The following is an 18,538-nucleotide window of genomic DNA, read 5'->3' as shown; positions in this document are numbered from 1 at the left end:
TAAGGAAATATTATGAAAATATTTTGGGGAGATTATAATATTGTGTTTTTGTTGAAAATTGTATCTAAATGATGTTCTAGAAATTCTTTTCTTGGCAAATATTTTTGAGCTTTAAGGATTTCTTGATTTTCAATTGAAGCAAAATATTTTTGAAAGTATTCGCTGTTTTTTTCTTTTTAAACGAATCTGAAAATATGATTTTATGATCAATATTAATTCCAATTAATCCCTTATCAAAAGCTTTGTCATAAAGTGCAGAAAAACAAATTCCGTTTTCAGGTTCTAATCGATATTTTTCATTTGCAGACCAAGGAACTATATGACTAGCAAATAATAATTCTGGAATATCAATTCCTGTGACTGCACATTTGTTTGAATAATTTGCTAAAACTATTTTTCTAAAAACACATTGATTCACCCTAGTTTTTACTTCTCGAACTACAGTTTCTCCCTTAAGATCTTTTAAATCATTAAGAATGTCTTTATATTTATCATTAACAGAAGTGTTTTCTTTTTCAGCTATAATTTCTTCACTTCGAAATAGTAGTTCTTCCTTATTATTGATAAATTCATTCCAAATAGGTTGCACTTGTTTTCTGCCATTTTCTAATCCTTTTACTCCTCTTTGTTTATGAAAAGGATCAATACTTGCAAAATTTGCTAATCTCATAGAAATTGAACCAGGTGTTCTATCTATAAGTTTACCTAACTGAATTACCTCAGGATTTTGATCATGAATTTTTCCATATTCAATTGTGAGGTATAAGTTGAAAGCAACGATTAATTCTTCACGCGTCCATAGTCTGCGTGTTGGTTGAGGTTGTGGCATTTTCGGATAATTTGTTCTTCAGTAAATGTAAAGAATAAATATTTAAGTCTAGTTTGTCATTCCGAGGAACGAGGAATCACACTAGAAACTCTGCAAACAAAATAGCAAATCTTTGTAGAATCCCGTCTGTGATTCCTCGTTCTTCGGAATGACAAAAAAGAAAAATTTTTACTACTCCTTATCCCTCTTCCCCCACTTAACCTTAATCTTCCCCTCATTATCATAAGCAATTAAATGCAGCACAATGCCACGCTCTCTAACAGCTTTACGTTCTTCTTTAGTCGCCAGATTGGCGTCGTTTTTAGAATTTCGAAGCGGAACAGTAAGCGCGAGATTTGTGCCTCGACCGAAAGAGTAAATTCCGTCTATGTCGAAGTTTAATACGCTGGAACTAATGGTTAATTTATTAATGTCTATTTGTTCGCCGCGAAGATTGAGCGAACCTGATAAATCGCTGAAAGTAATATTCTCTACATCGCGAAACGGAAAAGCAAATTTGCCGACTTTCATAATCGGTTCAAAGTCGAGTAAAGCGCCTTGGTTGACATTAAAATCTAGTTTTCCTCGCATCGAATTGACAATCAAATCGCCATTACTGCTCATTAAACCGGTAACATTGGCGTTGCTGCTCAATCGTCCTTTGATGTTTTTTGGACTGAAAGATCGGATTCCGAAATTGTTGAAAGATCTTAAAAAACTCGCAATATCTACTCGGTTTACCTGCGCCGTCGAACTAAAAATATATTGGTTTCCGCTTGGTAAAATAGCACCGTTAAACGCAATGCTTCCGCCAGAAGTTTGCAGCGTTCCGTTTTTGAGCAGTAATTTCGAATTCAGCATTTGCAAAGTTGCTTTGGTATTGGTTGCCGTAAGCGAACCGTAAGTAATTTTATCGGCTTTGAGATTGATTACAGCGGTACATTTCTCAATTACCGATTTCAGCTGATTTGTAAAATTGACATTATTCTTTTTAACTGTTTTTTTCTGAGCCGCTTTTTGAGCTGGCGAATTCTTTAAAACACCTAAAAATTGTTTTACGTCAATATACGGGCAATAAATATTCCAATTTACCACCATTTTTTCGGGTGCATCGTAATACAAATTTAAGAAATTATCTATTTTTCCGTCAATGCGGATGATGTTCTTTTTGTGTTTGTAAGCAATTTTTTTGATGTAAAGTGCTTGTTCTGTAAATGATAATTGTACAGCGGTTTTTTCGGCATGAAGATTCTTCGGAACATAATCAAATGTAGCATCAGAAATATCTACTTCGCCAGTAAAACGTGGTTTGTTGATATACAAATCGACAATATCAAACTGAAATCTTAAATTAGCTTTGGCATGTCCGCTTTCAAAATGCAGTATTTTTTCATTTGTCATTCCGTTTAATTTTGAAACATCAAAATCTGCATTTACAATTCCGGTGGCAATTGGTTTTTCGAGATTATCAATAACGGCTTGTGAAATCGTGAGCGGAATGGTTTCGTATTCGGCTTTAAAATGTGTCAAAACGATTGCCGAGTTCGGATCATTAAAACCTTTTTCGGGTTTAAAATTATTCGTAAAAATACCTTTGAAACTGCAATTGGTAAACAAACCATCAGGAATTGTAAGTTCATTATTTCGAATATCGGCTTGCACCACAATTTTCGGATCGCCTTCTGCATTCAAATCACCTTTAATATCACAATTTACCTTAATCGGTTTTTTCAAATCAAATTGATTCAATTTCGAACTGATATTTCCAGATAATAAATTAGAGGCATTTCGCCATAAAATATCCGTTCCGATATTGATTCCGAAAAGAGAATTGGTTTTTCCGATATTAAAAAAAGCGGTAATATCAAAAGCATCAGAACCAATTTTAAGTTTCTGGGTTTTAATGTCAATCTTTTGAGAAGCTTCGGAATACGAAATATCAAAATTGCCTTCGAGTACTTTTTCTTTCGCAAAACTTCCATGAACGGTATTAAATGCCAAACTGTTTATTTTGGTTTTCAAATACAGATTCGTCTGCCAATTCTCATCGTCATAATCGACTTTTGAATCTAAAGAAGCAACATCAAAATCAAACAATTTATGTCCCAAATGATTGTCAATAATTACGTGAACATTGTTGAGGTTTACTTCGTCGATGGTCGTTTCTGGTTTTTCTGTGCTGGTTTTAGGTTTCTTTTTTTTGGGTTTAAAGATATTTACATTCGAGTAACCGTTCTCTGCTTTGTAAATGTAAATCTGAGCATCATTGATTAAGATTTTATGAATATTGATTTCCTTTTGCAGTAAACTCCAAATATTTAAACGCGCCTCAATTTCTTTGGCTTTCAACAAAGTATGCTTGTGACTTGGCCATTGATTGTCTTTTATTTCTACATCATTTAAGGCCAAAGTGAAGTTTGGAAAACCAGTTAAAAACTTATAATGGAAATCGGTTACATGAAATTTTCCATTTATATTTTCATTGATTTTATGATTGACTTTTGCAATAATTTCGGCTTTATTCTGATTGAAATATACAGACAATGCACCGCAGGCAAGCAGCAGTAAGGCTACTAATCCTAGAATAAAAAATCCAAAACGTTTGGCGTATTTTTTAGAAGGATCAGATTTAAGAAAGTTCTTTATTTGAAGTAAAGTTTGCTGCATTTTAAATTAAATCTTTGGAGTATTAAAGATACTACAAAAAATATTAACATTTTATTGGTTTGGTTTTCAATTGAATATGTTGTAAATTGAGTTATTAAAAGCACTCTATACAGTTGATAATTAATGACAATACATTTATAATGAAAACTAATTTAGTAATCGTGTTTGATTTGTTTTAAATTTTTAAATTTGTACTGTAGTTTGAAAGTTAAACATTCAAACATAATTTTAATCTTAATATATTATGGCATTAGCAATAACAGATGCTACTTTTGATGAAGTAGTTTTGAAATCAGATAAACCAGTAATGGTAGATTTTTGGGCAGCATGGTGTGGTCCTTGTAGAATGGTTGGTCCAATCATTGACCAATTGAGCGAAGAGTACGCTGGTAAAGTAGTTGTTGGTAAAGTAGATGTAGATGCTAACCAAGAATTTGCTGCAAAATACGGTGTGCGTAACATACCAACCGTTTTGGTGTTTCAAAATGGTGAAGTAGTAGGAAAACAAGTAGGAGTAGCTCCGAAACAAGCCTACGCAGATAGCTTAGACGCTTTATTGTAATCTCAGATTACGATTGATATAAAAAAGGTTTGGCGAAAGTCAAGCCTTTTTTATTGGAATAAAATGAGATTAGTTTTTAAACACATAGAATCATAGATTTTGTAAGCTTAATAAAAGGCATTTCATTTATTTAAAACAAACATAGAATGTTTAACGGTATATTTAGACACTAGAAATTATGTTTACTTAAACAAGTAAAACGCCTTTACGCGTAAGGAAAAGCTATGATTTTATGTGTTTAAAAAATTATAGTAAAAGTAGTTCCAACTTCTGGTGTTGAACAGACTTTAATTTTACAATTAATTGCTGTCGCCAAATCACGAATTAGATGCAATCCTAAACCAGATTTGATTCCTATAACATGAGATTCGTCGTATAGCGCTTTAAATTTTTCTTGAGTTCCACCTGGACCATTGTCGGTGATGGAAAGATAATTTTTCTGATTTTCCTGCCACGCTTTCCACACAATTTTGGCATTTGGAGTTTTGCCTAAAGCTTTTATTGCATTTCCAGTAAGATTTCTAATGACGGTTTTTAGATAGTTTTCGTCTGTTTCTAAAATGATATTTTCAGGATTTTCAAAAACAATTTCGATATTTTCTATACTCGAAAAATGCTTTTTTGTTTCTTCAAATAAAACTCCAATTTCGGTTTTTCTAAATTGAGGTTTAAAATTCTCCATTTGTCCTTTGCTCCAAAGCAGAATATCTTCCATAGAAGACAATAAATTTTCGGCTCCAGTTGTAATTTTATGCTGCATTCGGATTGCCGTTTCTTCGTCAATCAACTCTGGATTTTCTTTTTGAAGATGCAGAAAATGAATCAGATTCGAAACGGGACTTCTCAAATCATGATTTAAAATACTAAAAAATCGCGCTTTAATTTTATTGGCTTCGTCCAATTCTTGGTTTAAAGCCTGAAGTTTCAAATTGGTTTTTTTTCTGTTTTGGCTTTGCTTCATCAACAACAATCCGATAATGCAAACCAAAGCAATTCCAGAAATTAAAAAAATACGCTGTATTTTGGCGTCTTCAATTTGGATGTTTTTGATGGTGTTTTCGGTCGAAAGATATTTGATTTTTTGCTGTTTGGTTTTGTTTTGATATCGGGCTTCTGCATTTGCAATACTTTGTTTAGCAGACTGTGCCATCATTTCGTCATTGTTTTTGCTGTAGATTTCGTTATAATAATACGCTTCTTTCCATTGTCCGAGCGCGGCATAACTTTCAGAAAGTTTTTTGTTAATGATCACAAAAGATTCTTTGTCATATTTTAAAGCCTTTTCAGATGCTTTTTTTAATACTTCGATGGCCTTTTTATGTTCGCCTTTTTCATTTAAAACCTTTCCGTAAATGGTATTGGCTTCCATTAAAATATCTGGATCATTTGATTTTTGCGCATATAAAACAGTTTTTTGGGCAAAAACATAAGCTTGATTTATTTTTCCTTCGTCTGCAAAATGCTCAGACATACTTCTATTCGCAAAACTCAAATTGATAAAAAGAGAATCTTTTTTGGTTGGATATGTATATACTAGATTGTAATATTTACGAATACTGTCTTTTTCTTTTAATGCAACATAGCTGTGAAGATAATAATTGCATAAAAAAGCGTTGACGTACGGAGATTTTTTTACATACGGTTTGGCTTCGTTAAAATACTCGATTGCCTTTTTGAACTGCTTCATTTTGGTGTAAGCACTTCCAATTTGAAGATAAGATATTCCTATATTTTCTAAGTTGGCTTTGTCTTTTTTGAGTAATTTTTTGTACGAAATGGCCTTTAATTGATAACCAATAAAAGTTTCATATTCAGCATTATTTTGATGGTATTCGGCCAAACTTCCGTTTAAAACAGCTTTGGTATAATTGCTTTTTGTGGTGTCAACGACTTGTTTAATATATTTCGCCAAAGACTTGCCCTTTGCCGTATCTTGAACTGAATAATACACATAATTAAGGCGCATCAAAATAGTAGTTTCATTTTTTAGATGCTTGGCTTTTCGAGCAAATTTCCATGCTTTTTCATAGTTTTCTAAAGCTTTTTGATATTGATTATTGCTGAATTCAAACGCCAATCCTTTCTGGATATAAAACCGACTTAAATACGCATTGTGATTTTTAGAAATAGAAATTCCTTTTTCTGAAGCCGTTAAAAGTTTGGCATAATCTTCGGCGTCTAAAAGCGTATTGGTATATTTTAGCCAGACTTTAAGTTTTTCTTTTGTAGAATTATAACGCGCTAAATTAGGTTCTTGCTGTGCAAAAGCATTAAAACTTAAAAGTAATAACAACAAGAACTTTACACTTCTCATGCAATTAGATTTAAGTTGTCTTTGTAGCTTCTTCCAATCGGAATTACAGCGTTATTATTCAAGATAATTTCACTCGAATTGATTTTTTGAACATATTGTTTCTGCACGGCAAAACTTCTGTGAATGCGCACAAAGGACTGAAAATGATCTTCTTTTAATAAATTTCCAATACTCGAAAGTACGCAATGCCTCTTACGGTCTGTTACGACCAAAGTATAATCTTTTAAAGCTTCTAAATATAAAATTTCGTGCAGTTTTACTTTCGTTTGTTCGTGTCCTTCTTTTATATAAATCGTATCGCCGCCAATACTCGCTTCAAATAAAGAAGCTTTGAGTTTGATCTCCATAAATTCCTCGATACGATTTACGGTTTGGGTAAAACGATCCAATTTCAAGGGTTTTACAATAAAATCTAACGTCTCGATCTGAAAACTTTCTACCGCATGTTCAGGATGTGCGGTTATAAAAACACAGACCGGAACATCTAAAGCTTGCTTTCTAAATTCGATTCCGTTTAAACCTGGCATATCAATATCTAAAAAAAGAATGTCGATTTTTTCTTTTTCTAAAAAAGGAACAGCATCCTCAGCTGATTCAAAAACGCCCAGAATATCTAAAACAGGAAATTTTTTGGCATACGAAACTGCCGTAAGTCTGTCTATTTCATCATCATCAATTATAATACAACTGTATTTTTTCATCCAAAATTGATTTTTTCAAATATAAAAAGCATAAAAACGGTTGTCTGTCTATTTAAAATGCTGTTCGTCTATTAGCGATTTTTTGCCAGAATTTATTCCGACAACTTTGTCATGTAATTAAATCACAAGGAAAGAAACTGCCTTACTGATAGTTGCAAAAATAATGTTATTGAATTAAATAAGAACCATTTGACCAATTTTTTAAAGACTAGAATTATTATGAAAACTTTTAAAGCCCTTTTTTCAATTTTTTTACTTGCAATTAGTACCATTTCATGCAGCGGTGATGATGGAGCTAACGGAACGGATGGAGTCGACGGTGCACCAGGAGCAGCAGGAACGGCAAATGTTATTTATAGCGCTTGGATTACAGCTCCAACAGCAGTTGCAGAAACTATAGACGGAACTTCAGGATTATCTACAACGATTAATGCTCCACAACTATCAGCAGATATTTTGGCAAAAGGAACCGTATTAGTATATATGTCTTTTAGCGGCACCGTTTATCAATTGCCTTATACATCAACAGCGGGTGGATTTGCGAATACAATCACTGCTATTTCAAGTACCCAGAAAATAAAACTTTTTCGCTTTAAACATGCTAATGACGGTACGACCGTATCTCTTCCGACATCGCTTAGCTGGAGATATATTTTGATTCCAGGCGGTGTTCAGGCAACTGCAAAAACAGCTAAACTGGATTATTCTAAAATGAGTTATGAAGAAGTTTGTGCACGTTTAAATATTCAACCTTAATTTCTAAAACAACCAATTTCAACCAATTTCAACCAATTTCAACCAAATAAAAACTATTAAAATTTTATATCATGAAAAAGTTTAAAACCATTTTTGCCATTTTATTGACTGCCATTTTAGCAATTTCTTGCAGTAGCGATAAAGACGATAAACCAACATATAAAACTGAAAATCCGCTAGAAGCTTATTACACTGCAACAGGTTTTACAACAGTATCTAATTTTATTAATTCTGGAGATTACGAATTCGGATTAGTATTTACGCCAACTGTAAAAGGGAAAATTAAAGCCATTACTTTAAAACTCCCAGCGACAAACCCATCTGTGCGTGTCACGATTTGGGACTATACGGCGAAATCTGTATTGCGTTCTGAAACCTTAAATGTTGCTACAGCTGATGTTCAGGTTGCTAAAGAAATTAGTGAATTGATTTTAGATAAAGACAAAAAATATATGATTACCATGAACTCAAATGATTGGTACAAAAAGAACAAAGCTGATAATTCGAATGTAACGTATCCTATAGTTGCCGGAAACATCACATTCAACGAATACAGATGGATTTCTGGAACTGCACAAATTTTCCCAACCAATGTTTCGGCAAATTACAATGCAGGAGATTTAAGCTTTGATTTTCAACAAACTGAATAATTCTTTTTTTGGATAGCTTTGAATTAGTTAGTGGAAAAGGTTTGGCTTTAGTCAAGCCTTTTTTTAAATCATAATTTCAGAAAAATAATAGTATATTTGATATTAATAAATTTAAATTATTGAAAATGAAAGCATTATATCTGTTTGTCTTCGTGTGCAGTGCCACAATTGGTTTCGCTCAAAATAAAGATGAAGTGTTGCAAAAAATTATCAAGAAGCAAGAAGTAGATTGGAATAAAAATGACATGAAATCTTTTTCGGAAGCATTTAGTGAAGATGCTGTTTTAATCAATTTTTTAGGAATGTACTGGAAAGGGAAAGAAGAAATAATCACGCAGTTTTCTCATATAAACGACTGCTGTATAAAACCCACAACGGTAAAATTGGATTGGATTGATTCTAAATTTTTATCTGAAAATGCAGCGGTTGCACATATTAAGGAAACCTTGACGGCGAAAGAAGATTATGCAGTTCCAGGCGGAATTGTTAAAAAAGGAACCGTCAACAGTAAATTTATTACGGCGGTTTTTGAAAAAAACAATGCGGTTTGGAAAATTGTCAGCATGCAGGTAACGCAGCTCAGCGCACCACCAAAATAATATCTAGAAAGTTTTAAAAACAAAAGACCTTACAGATTTTTAAATCTGTAAGGTCTTCTTTTATAAATCTAAGCTTCAAAAATTAACTAGTGGCTGTGGCTTTCACTATTTTCATACCCAATAACGGTAATCATATAAGGCGTAGCAGAAACTTTTGTTTTTTTAATTTCTGATGAAGAAAGATTAACCTGCAATAATTCTCCTGTTGTTGGCGAAGTAATGTAAGCAAATTTTTCTGTAACCGCCATTTGAGGTTTTAATGTTGCGTCTGTTGCAGTAGCAGAAGTTGCTTTAATTTCTTTCTCTACTTGCTGACTACTGATGTTGAAAATTTTGAAATCTCCTGAATGCAAAAGAACAGCCAGTTTTTTATGATCGTAACTTACTTTGCATTGCATAATTGTAGTGTTCGCAATAATTGGTTTTACTGTACCCGCAACAACATCAATTAAATAAGCGCCTTTTGCTGCAGTGTAACCAATAAATTTTCCAGCCGAAGCCGTTTCTAAAATACTTCCAAACCAAGCTGTTCCAAAATCGTCTGGATGATTGATTAATTTTTGGTTTCCGTTGCTTTCCACAACCAAGATTCCGCTTGCAGAACCGAAAACGGCATAAACACCATCTGAAGCATTTCCGTGAATTCCTTTTGTTGCAATTTTAGCATCGAATAGCGTTTTTCCGGTGTTGTCAATAATTTTTACTTTTTCAGGAAGTGTTCCTGTCACCGAATTATCTTTTACAGTAATCGCATAAGTTCCGTTTGTAAAAGTTGCCATTGCACCGTGATGCGCCAATAAACCTGCATTTATAGTTTTAAAAGTTGATCCAGCTTTATTAATTTCAGATTCTTTACCAACAGAAAGCGTTCCATCTCCGTCATTAAAAGTAAGTACTTCACCAATTTTACTTTTAAAATGCGTTGGTTTTTGAGCAGTTCCACTTAAGAAACCAAATTTCGGCACATCATCAACATCAATATGATCTCCATGTAATTCTAGTCCGCTGTCAAAAGTTTCGATTAAATTATTGTCTCTGTGAATAATTCCTGCGAAACGACCCGATTCTGTTGTGTACAAAGAAGACTTTGGAAATTTAGCCGTAAAAGAACTTATTTTATTCTCTGACGGATCAAAAAGCGTTAACTCGGTAGTTTTTTCGTCAGAAAGTAAAATTCTAACGTAAGTATGTTCTTCAGCATCATGGTCGTGATCGTGATCGTCATGATTGTCATCGTCGTTGCTGCACGAGACCGCAAAAAGCGATAATGTGAATAAAAATAGCACTTTGTAAAAATTGTTTTTCATTGTAATAAAGGATTAAAAATTTGTAAATAATTGATTTTTGAATGTTGGACTTATCGCGAAAACGAAAACGGAATTTTCATAGAAACAATAATATTTCTTCCCGCTTCCGGAAGTTCGATAAGTCGATAAAAGCTGGTGTGATTTAAATATTTAGTATTAAATAAATTCTGGATCTGAATATTGATGCTGATATCCTGTTTTCCTGTTTTTACTTTTGAACCAAAAGCCAGATTGAATACATGACTTTCAGCTGTTTTTTTCTCAGGCGGAACGATATTATTTTGCTGTGCCGTAAAACGATAATCAACAGAAAAATAGGGTTCTTTTAAAAAAGATATTTGTGGTTCATAATTCAATCCGAACAAAACAGAAGGCGGAGGCGAAAACGGAAGCGTATACCCTTTTTTGCTTCCTGATTTTTGTTCAGAATAAAGATATTCGGCACCGATTTCTGCACTTAAAGATTTTAGGAAATAGTATCTCGTCTGCAATTCTGCGCCATAGCGAAAGACTTTACTTTGTTCGTATTCAAAAACCTGATTTCCTGCTCCATAATAAATATCATGAGCTGAGGTTGGATTCAGATAAATGAAATTCGGGAAATAATTGGCAAACGGAGTAAATTGAAAAGTCCAGTTCTGTGTTTTCCATTCCATTCCTAAATCCAATTGATAGGAACGTTCTGCATTTAAATTCGGATTCCCTTTTTCGAATCTGAAATAATGATAATTTACTCCGTTTGAAGCGAGTTCTTTGGCAATCGGCATTCTAAAACTCGAACCCAAATTGGCTTTCAGCGAAAGTTTCCCCGGATTATAATTTGCGCCAATTGACCACGTAAAACTGTCAAAGGTTTTAGTCAAATCTTGAGAACGCTGTAAATATTCCAATTCCGTCTGATTGTTTTCAGAAACTGGACTTTGAAACCAATCGTAATACGATTTCATTTTAATTTTTCCGTAATCGTAACGAATAGCGCCGTTTAAAAACCATTTTTCGTTCAGTTCGATTTTGTCATAAGCAAATAAACCTGCATTAAATTGTGAAAAAGCGGGAATTAAAAAACTCCATCCGCCAATTTCGTTTTGCTGAAAAACTACATTAGAACCAACCGTAATTTGATGATTTTGAATTCTAAATTCGTCTTTAGCAGAAAACGACCAAACATCTTTATCATATTGACGTTCCAAATCTTGCGGAGCGTACATCTCTTCCGGATAAATTGGAGGCATATAACCGTGATTGACATAATGACTATATTCTCTTCTAAAATTATTCTGAAAACCAATCTGCGTCTCAAAAGCATGATTTCCGAATTGAAAAGAAGTCGTATTACTAACCTTTAAATGATTGACTTGCTGATACGGCATCAAAATATCACGACTTGATTTGTCGTGTAATTCGAGATCTACATTTCGGGGTTCGAGTCCGTGCGCATTCGCAAAAAAACCGCTTTTGGTATGCACATTACTGAAATAGAAAACCGATTTAAAATGTTCTTGGGAATAGCCTGTACTCAAGTGGAAATCAAGTTCTCGTCCTGCCGTATTTCGTAAATGATTTTTGTATAATGGAACAGCGTAACTATACACATGAACCACATCGGTCGGAACGCGATAATCGCCGTAATCCATTCTGGTTACTCGGGAATCAAAGAACCAATTTTCGTTTCTTCCAAATAAATTAAAAGAACTTCCAAATTGCGCATTGTTGCTTTTTCCGGTAAGATCTACGCTTCCACCAAAAGTGTTTTGAGAAGGAAGCGGCAAAGGTTTAATATTTACCGCACCGCCCACAGCATCAGATCCGTAAATAAATGAAGAAGGGCCTTTTATAATTTCTACCCTATTAACAGCATATTGATCGATTTCTAATCCGTGATCCGCGCCCCATTGCTGGCCTTCGTGTTTCAAACCGTTTTCGACCACAATAACCTGATTGAAACTCAAACCACGAATAAGTGGTTTTGAACCTCCCGAACCAATCGAAATAGTTTTAACGCCTGGCAATTTCTGTAAAGATTGCATTAGGCTTCCGCCGAGATTACGCTGAATGAAACTGTTGTTTACCGTTTCAACATTTACCGATTCTTCTTTTTTGCGTTTTTCGGTAGAATTTCCGTTCACTAAAACTTCATTAAGTTCTTTGATTTCTGGTTTTTTTTCTGATGGCTTATTTTGAGAAACAGCTTCCGCTGAAATCAATACGCTAATGAGTAAAAAACAATATTTCCAATAAATGGATAGGGCATTCTTCATTAATCTGATCTTATAAAATTTTAATACTTAAACCTTTAAGCGTCTGCCAGCCTTCTTTATCCGTCAAGCGGATCATAAAATGGTAATCTCCAGGATCAACGTCAGCAGGAATGCTGATTTGTGCCGTTGCTTCGTAACTTTTTACACCGTTTGGAATGGTGTAATTGTTGATGAAAAGCATTGGTTTTACAGGCTTTTTTACTGCTTCCATTTCACAGCTCGCTACTTCTGTACTGTGTGTGTGATGATCGAAATTGTGATGAATATCAAGGCTGTAAGAACCAAGCGCGACATTATCATTAAAAATGGCTTTAAAAGTGATAGTTTGACCGCGCTCGATTGTACTACATTGAATCGGAAAAGCATTTTGTGTGATGTCAATTACAGGATATTCGGTGTCGATTTCTGCATTATCGCTGGAGCAAGATGTTATAAAAGCAATTGTAAAAATGCCTAGGAGAAACTTTAAATTTTTCATTCTTTGTTGTTTTTAATTAAAGTGAAAATGGAAGCTCAAGTGACTGCGAAAAGTTGATGTTGTACGTCGTATTTTTATACAAAACCAAGAAAGTATAATTGCCAGTTGCCCATGATTTGTTAGCAACTAAATCTTGCGGAACAGGAATATTATTGTCTTTTGATGCACCAATAGTAAGTTTTGGCGTTTCTCTCAAAAACTTTGTGCCGTCCCACGGAATGTTAGAAAATTGACTAGCATCTGCCACGTTTTTATGTTCGAAAACATCATAAACAATCACTTTGCTGAAATCAATTTGATCCACACTTTCTGGATTGTGTTTCGTGTTTTTATTAATCAAAAGCAAATACATAATTCCATCGCCTTTTACACCTTCAAGAGTTACCTGAGAACTGAAAATATCGTTGTTCTTAAATTTGGCATCAGCATTAGAAAATTTGCCTTTTCGATACATAAAAGCATCATTTATAAAAACCGTAAATACCGAAACCACTGGATTTACTGGAATATTTTCTAATTTATAAATCGTTAGGTTTTTCTTCACTTCCAATGTACTTCCGTTTTGATCGTTTACGATGATGATAAAGTCGTATTTCCCTTCTGCAGCATCTTCAGGTATATCAAAATGTTTGTGTACGGTTGCATTTTTTGCGTCGGCATATTGTGTCCATGTAATTTCATGCGACCAGACTTTTGAGTAGGTTTCGCTGCTTTTTTGCACAATTTTTACCTGTACATTTTTAATTTTATCAGCGGCTGTGATTTCGGCATTAAAATGAAAATCGGCACCAATAGTTGCTGTTTCATTATTGCCAAGACCGAGTTCTATTTTGTCAATAGTTGGAATTGCCTGTTCTTTTTCCGAATCGTCATTGCTGCAGCTTGAAAAAGCAATTGCAGCAAAAAACGAAGCCAGAATGAGTTTTGTTGTTTTCATTTTTTCTGATTTGATTTTGATCATTTTATAAGGGATATTTGGGTTATCAATAAGTTCTGTTGCAGCAATGTTTGTAAGTCCAACAGGGACGAAATACTGGTAGAAATAGATTTGTCATTTTGAGTAAGTTCCAGCGGGACGAAAATATTTATAGAAAAGAATTTGTGACGTATGCAAAAGCCTCAGAGAGGTGACATATATCTTTTCTCTAGTCAAACAGCATAGCAATAACTAGAAACTTGAATAAGGATTTAGTTCTGAATGCGTTGATCGATAAAATGTTGAGGTTTTTTGTGTAGAAAAAGCTATTTCAATAATCAATATCAATATCAATATCAATATCAATATTTTGTATTAAATACTTAAAAGTGAATAAATAGCGGTTTGTTGTTTCAAGATTTTGCAATCATTAAAACAAATAAGCAATCGAATTGCCAAGACAAATCAATACACAAAAAAGACTAAAGTGTAAAAGGCGGTGCTCGAAGAGAAAATAGTGAGCCCTTAAAAAATGCAAAATTCGGTTTGCTGTAAAAACTAATGTGTTTTACAACAGGATTATTCTTGAAAAACTGAAAAACAGTAAATTCAAATGTTCCAAGAGCACTGAACTTAAAATCGCAAATCGAACATTTATGAAACGAATGTAGTTTGGCTTTAAATTGCGGTTTTTCAGAAACAGAAAATTCTAGTTTCTCCTTTGTCGAATGAGTATCTAAAATATGCTCATACGAATGGACAGCCGGAAACAGTATTGCGAACAATACTATTAGGGGCATCAGGAGATTTATAATTTTAAATTTCTTTTTCATTCGTAAAGATAACTTCTAGACGAGGTTTTTGGTATTATTAATGCAATAGTGTTGCAAATATAAAAATCTTATCTTTAAATGCAATGGTGTTGCGATAATTGTTTGTAAAAAATCAATGTATTTGTTATTTTAGCGAATCTTATATCCTCTCAAAAATGAAAATTTTCTACAGCTTTCTTGTCTTTTTAATGACAATTACAATCGGATTTTCCCAATCAAAAACAAAAGTAAATCTTATTGTAGAAAATGGTGTTTCAGAGCAGTTGGCTCAATTTAGAAAACACCAAATCTCAGACGTAACTTATAATCTTTCATTCGAAATTCCGAAACATAAAAGTGAAAATATTAATGCTCAATTGGCGTTAATTCTAACTTTATCCGATTTAAGTCAGTCTGTTTATCTTGATTTTAAAGAGAAATCTCAAAACATAAAATCGGTTTCAGCAAATGGAAAACAAATCGCAATGGTTCATGAAAAAGGACATATTGCGATTCCACCAGGAAGTTTAATTTCAGGAAAAAATACAATCGAAATTTCCTTTATTGCAGGAAATCTGTCTTTAAACAGAAACGACGATTTTCTCTACACATTATTAGTTCCAGACCGCGCAAGCACTTTATTTCCTTGTTTCGATCAGCCAGATATTAAGGCAACTTACAAATTAAGTCTTTCTGTGCCAAAAGAATGGTCGGTTTTGGCTGCAGCCGATGTAAAAGAGAAAGTTGAAAAAGGTGATTTTACGTCTTATACTTTTGGAGAATCTGATAAAATGAGTACGTATTTGTTTTCATTTGTCGCTGGAAAATTTAATAGTGTTACAAAAAAGCCAGGTTTAGAAATGACGTTTCTTTATCGTGAAAATGATAAAAACAAAATAGAAAGCAGCACCGATACTATTTTCAGTTTACATCAGCAATCGTTAGACTTTTTAGAAAAATATACCAATTATAAATTTCCATTTCAGAAATTGGATTTTGCCTCAATTCCAGTTTTTCAGTATGGCGGAATGGAACATGTTGGTGCAATTCAATACAGAGAATCGACCTTGTTTTTGGATAACAGCGCAACTGACAGCGAAAAATTAAACCGAGCAAAACTCATCGCACACGAAACTTCGCACATGTGGTTTGGCGATTTGGTTACAATGAAATGGTTTGACGACGTTTGGATGAAAGAAGTATTTGCCAACTTTATGGCAGACAAAATCATGAATCCGATTTTCCCGAAAGTCAATCATAATCTGCAATTTTTCACTGCGCATTATTCCAGCGCTTACGCGGAAGACCGATCTTTGGGCACGCATCCGATCAGACAGCATTTAGAAAATTTAAAAGATGCAGGATCGCTTTATGGCGCCATGATTTACAATAAGGCACCCATTATGATGCGTCAGTTAGAAGCGTCGATGGGGAAGGAACCGTTTCAAAAGGGAATTCAAAAATACATTCAGAAGTACGCCAACGATAATGCCGATTGGAATAATCTTGTAGAGATTCTAGATGCCGAAACGCCTTTGGATATGAAAAAGTGGAGCGAAGTCTGGGTGAACAAATCGGGAAGAGCCATTTTTACCGATAAAATCGAATACGATGCTAAAAATCGAATCAAGAAATTCGAAATTCAGCAGCAAGCTGAAGACAAATCTAATAATGTATGGCCTCAGATTTTTCAAATTGGACTTGTTTATGCCAACGAAATAAAGGTTTTAACAGCAAACATTACAGCCAAAAATCTAGCTGTAAAAGAAGCTTCTGGTCTTGCAAAACCGCTTGCTGTTGTTTACAATTATAATGGTTTTGGATACGGAGTTTTTCCGCTTGACGGAAATAATTTAGAGTATATTTCAACTTTAAAAGATGAAGTGGCAAGAGCAGCGAGTTATAGTAATCTTTTTGAAAATACATTGATCGGAAATGTTTCGGCAGATAAAGCGTTCAATTGCTTTTTAAAAGGAATTCAATCAGAAGAAAACGAATTGGTTCTACGAATTGTATCGGGAAATTTGAATACAATTTATTGGAGATTTTTTACTGAAGAACAGCAAAATAAGGTTCAAAAACAGCTTTTAGGTATTTTATATGAGCGTTTGCAAGCTAATTTGTCCGCAAATATCAAAAAGACTTTATTCGGATTGTTCAGTTCAGTTGCTTATTCAGATTCAGGAAAAGCAAGTTTGTACAAGATTTGGAATAGGGAAGTTTCTATTTCTGGATTGAAATTAAACGAAGACGATTATACCAATATGGCAATGAATCTGGCTATTTTTAAACATGAAAAAGCAGATGAAATTTTGGAAAAGACAAGAACTTCAATATCAAATCCTGACAAAAAGAAACGATTTGAATTCCTGCTTCCGTCTTTATCAAAAGACGAATCGGTTCGAAATGCTTTTATAGAATCTTTAAAAGATGATGCCAATCGGGAGAAAGAATCTTGGGTTTCCGTAGGTTTAGCAAATGTAAATCATCCGCTTCGTCAGGAAAATGCACAGAAATACATTAGATTTTCACTAGATTTGGTAGACGAAATTCAGCGTACGGGAGATATTTTCTTTCCGAAAGATTGGCTTGATAATACTATCGGGAAATATTCATCTAAATATGCTTTTGATGAGGTACAGCGATTCTTAAAAGAAAACCCTAATTTTAGTCCGATCTTGAAGCGTAAATTGTTTATGGCGACAGATTTGCTTTATAAAGCGCAAAACATAAAAAAAGAAACCGAATGAAAATCGAATCGGAAATAGAGAAAGTCTCCAGTTTTCAGCATCTCGAAATGCTGGCGAATCAGGTTGTGGAAGGTTTTATATCGGGAATGCACAAGAGTCCTTTTCATGGATTTTCAGCCGAATTTGCTGAACATAAAGTGTATAATGCGGGCGAAAGCACCAAACATATCGACTGGAAATTGTTTGCTAAAACCGATCGTTTATATACCAAACGTTTTGAGGAAGAGACCAACTTACGCTGTCATTTAATTGTTGATAATTCGTCTTCAATGCATTACCCGGAATTGAAATCGAATCAGCCTTTTTACGAAAAGAAGATTGGTTTTGCGGTTTTGGCTTCGGCAGTTTTAATGAATATTTTGAAGAAACAGCGCGATGCGGTTGGTTTGAGTGTCTTTTCAGATAAATATGAATATTACGCTCCAGAAAAAGGAAGCGATCGTCATCATAGAATGCTTTTGAACAAACTGGAAGAATTATTAGTGCTGCCAAAAGTCAAAAAAACGACCGATACAATTACGTACCTGCATCAGATAGCAGAGAAAATGCACCGCCGTTCGATGATTATTCTGTTTACAGATATGTTTCAAACGGAAGATGATGAAAAGCTTTTTAACGCTTTACAGCATCTTAAACACAATAAACACAAAGTTGTCTTATTTCATGTTGTTGAAAATCAAACAGAAATGAAATTTGATTTTGATAATACGCCAAGAAAATTTATCGACTTAGAATCGGGAGAAGAAGTTTCAATTTTTGCCGATAATGTAAAACAAGAATATGAAAAAAGGGTAGAAGCGTATTTTAAAAATCTGGCTTTAACCTGCGCAAAGAACCAAATTAAGTACGTTCCGGTAAATGTTGGCGATAATTTTGAAAAAATATTGACTACATATTTGGTTGAAAAACAAAACTTTGGATAATTTTTTAAAGAAATTTTTAATTTTTTTTATAAAAACA

General features: G+C 33.8%; 14 protein-coding genes. 6 read left to right on the top strand and 8 right to left on the bottom strand.

The window, feature by feature from the left end:
- Window positions 1-76: 76 nt before the first annotated feature.
- The gene (locus LL966_RS10865; protein ID WP_229353112.1) at window positions 77-829 is read right to left on the bottom strand and encodes an HNH endonuclease; all 753 of its coding nucleotides are present in this window, start codon (window positions 827-829) and stop codon (window positions 77-79) included.
- A 171-nt stretch (window positions 830-1,000) separates the two neighbouring features.
- Window positions 1,001-3,475 (bottom strand): AsmA family protein, encoded by a 2,475-nt coding sequence (locus LL966_RS10860; RefSeq protein ID WP_229353110.1) that lies wholly within the window; start codon window positions 3,473-3,475, stop codon window positions 1,001-1,003.
- Between the two features lie 244 nt (window positions 3,476-3,719).
- Between LL966_RS10860 and trxA the strand changes: the two genes are divergently transcribed.
- Window positions 3,720-4,037, top strand: coding sequence for a thioredoxin (gene trxA, locus LL966_RS10855; protein WP_008466289.1), 318 nt, complete (start codon window positions 3,720-3,722; stop codon window positions 4,035-4,037).
- A 238-nt stretch (window positions 4,038-4,275) separates the two neighbouring features.
- Here the strand turns inward: trxA and LL966_RS10850 are convergent, their stop codons facing one another.
- Both LL966_RS10850 and LL966_RS10845 read right to left on the bottom strand, forming a co-directional pair.
- Complete coding sequence (locus LL966_RS10850) at window positions 4,276-6,351, bottom strand: tetratricopeptide repeat-containing sensor histidine kinase (RefSeq protein WP_229353108.1); 2,076 nt, start codon at window positions 6,349-6,351, stop codon at window positions 4,276-4,278.
- Complete coding sequence (locus LL966_RS10845; RefSeq protein WP_229353107.1) at window positions 6,348-7,052, bottom strand: LytR/AlgR family response regulator transcription factor; 705 nt, start codon at window positions 7,050-7,052, stop codon at window positions 6,348-6,350. Before LL966_RS10845 ends, LL966_RS10850 begins: the two co-directional genes overlap by 4 nt.
- Before the next feature lie 219 nt (window positions 7,053-7,271).
- Between LL966_RS10845 and LL966_RS10840 the strand changes: the two genes are divergently transcribed.
- The 3 genes from LL966_RS10840 (at window position 7,272) to LL966_RS10830 (ending at window position 9,057) form a co-directional block, all read left to right on the top strand.
- Window positions 7,272-7,808 carry a hypothetical protein gene (locus LL966_RS10840; RefSeq protein WP_229353106.1) on the top strand — a complete coding sequence of 179 codons (537 nt, stop codon included), beginning with the start codon at window positions 7,272-7,274 and terminating at the stop codon, window positions 7,806-7,808.
- A 71-nt stretch (window positions 7,809-7,879) separates the two neighbouring features.
- Complete coding sequence (locus LL966_RS10835; protein WP_229353104.1) at window positions 7,880-8,458, top strand: DUF4082 domain-containing protein; 579 nt, start codon at window positions 7,880-7,882, stop codon at window positions 8,456-8,458.
- 125 nt (window positions 8,459-8,583) lie between these two features.
- The gene (locus LL966_RS10830) at window positions 8,584-9,057 is read left to right on the top strand and encodes an SgcJ/EcaC family oxidoreductase (RefSeq protein WP_229353103.1); all 474 of its coding nucleotides are present in this window, start codon (window positions 8,584-8,586) and stop codon (window positions 9,055-9,057) included.
- Window positions 9,058-9,143: 86 nt separating this feature from the next.
- Here the strand turns inward: LL966_RS10830 and LL966_RS10825 are convergent, their stop codons facing one another.
- Genes LL966_RS10825 through LL966_RS10810 form a run of 4 tightly spaced genes read right to left on the bottom strand, consistent with a single transcriptional unit; the run spans window position 9,144 to window position 14,037 of the window.
- Complete coding sequence (locus tag LL966_RS10825; protein WP_229353101.1) at window positions 9,144-10,364, bottom strand: hypothetical protein; 1,221 nt, start codon at window positions 10,362-10,364, stop codon at window positions 9,144-9,146.
- A 50-nt stretch (window positions 10,365-10,414) separates the two neighbouring features.
- Window positions 10,415-12,622: a TonB-dependent receptor gene (locus LL966_RS10820; RefSeq protein ID WP_229353100.1), complete on the bottom strand. Its 2,208-nt coding sequence runs from the start codon at window positions 12,620-12,622 to the stop codon at window positions 10,415-10,417.
- A gap of 10 nt (window positions 12,623-12,632) precedes the next feature.
- Window positions 12,633-13,100 (bottom strand): DUF4625 domain-containing protein, encoded by a 468-nt coding sequence (locus LL966_RS10815; protein WP_229353098.1) that lies wholly within the window; start codon window positions 13,098-13,100, stop codon window positions 12,633-12,635.
- A 16-nt stretch (window positions 13,101-13,116) separates the two neighbouring features.
- Window positions 13,117-14,037 carry a DUF4625 domain-containing protein gene (locus LL966_RS10810; RefSeq protein ID WP_229353096.1) on the bottom strand — a complete coding sequence of 307 codons (921 nt, stop codon included), beginning with the start codon at window positions 14,035-14,037 and terminating at the stop codon, window positions 13,117-13,119.
- A gap of 967 nt (window positions 14,038-15,004) precedes the next feature.
- Between LL966_RS10810 and LL966_RS10805 the strand changes: the two genes are divergently transcribed.
- Window positions 15,005-17,578 (top strand): M1 family metallopeptidase, encoded by a 2,574-nt coding sequence (locus LL966_RS10805; protein WP_229353094.1) that lies wholly within the window; start codon window positions 15,005-15,007, stop codon window positions 17,576-17,578.
- Complete coding sequence (locus LL966_RS10800) at window positions 17,575-18,501, top strand: DUF58 domain-containing protein (RefSeq protein WP_229353093.1); 927 nt, start codon at window positions 17,575-17,577, stop codon at window positions 18,499-18,501. The genes LL966_RS10805 and LL966_RS10800 overlap by 4 nt, the downstream gene beginning before the upstream one ends.
- Window positions 18,502-18,538: the final 37 nt, after the last annotated feature.

The sequence above is a fragment of the Flavobacterium chungbukense genome, assembly GCF_020805785.1.
Taxonomy (GTDB): Bacteria; Bacteroidota; Bacteroidia; order Flavobacteriales; family Flavobacteriaceae; genus Flavobacterium; species Flavobacterium chungbukense.
Note: the sequence above shows the minus strand (reverse complement) of the source record. Positions and strands in the feature narration are given on the sequence as shown.

Bases quoted from the DNA above. Each gene is read 5' to 3' on its own strand.
- LL966_RS10830 (WP_229353103.1), top strand. From the start codon at position 8,584: ATGAAAGCATTATATCTGTTTGTCTTCGTGTGCAGTGCCACAATTGGT.
- LL966_RS10820 (WP_229353100.1), bottom strand. From the start codon at position 12,622: ATGAAGAATGCCCTATCCATTTATTGGAAATATTGTTTTTTACTCATT.
- LL966_RS10850 (WP_229353108.1), bottom strand. From the start codon at position 6,351: ATGAGAAGTGTAAAGTTCTTGTTGTTATTACTTTTAAGTTTTAATGCT.
- LL966_RS10810 (WP_229353096.1), bottom strand. From the start codon at position 14,037: ATGAAAACAACAAAACTCATTCTGGCTTCGTTTTTTGCTGCAATTGCT.
- LL966_RS10800 (WP_229353093.1), top strand. From the start codon at position 17,575: ATGAAAATCGAATCGGAAATAGAGAAAGTCTCCAGTTTTCAGCATCTC.
- LL966_RS10860 (WP_229353110.1), bottom strand. From the start codon at position 3,475: ATGCAGCAAACTTTACTTCAAATAAAGAACTTTCTTAAATCTGATCCT.
- LL966_RS10825 (WP_229353101.1), bottom strand. From the start codon at position 10,364: ATGAAAAACAATTTTTACAAAGTGCTATTTTTATTCACATTATCGCTT.
- trxA (WP_008466289.1), top strand. From the start codon at position 3,720: ATGGCATTAGCAATAACAGATGCTACTTTTGATGAAGTAGTTTTGAAA.
- LL966_RS10805 (WP_229353094.1), top strand. From the start codon at position 15,005: ATGAAAATTTTCTACAGCTTTCTTGTCTTTTTAATGACAATTACAATC.
- LL966_RS10845 (WP_229353107.1), bottom strand. From the start codon at position 7,052: ATGAAAAAATACAGTTGTATTATAATTGATGATGATGAAATAGACAGA.
- LL966_RS10840 (WP_229353106.1), top strand. From the start codon at position 7,272: ATGAAAACTTTTAAAGCCCTTTTTTCAATTTTTTTACTTGCAATTAGT.
- LL966_RS10815 (WP_229353098.1), bottom strand. From the start codon at position 13,100: ATGAAAAATTTAAAGTTTCTCCTAGGCATTTTTACAATTGCTTTTATA.
- LL966_RS10865 (WP_229353112.1), bottom strand. From the start codon at position 829: ATGCCACAACCTCAACCAACACGCAGACTATGGACGCGTGAAGAATTA.
- LL966_RS10835 (WP_229353104.1), top strand. From the start codon at position 7,880: ATGAAAAAGTTTAAAACCATTTTTGCCATTTTATTGACTGCCATTTTA.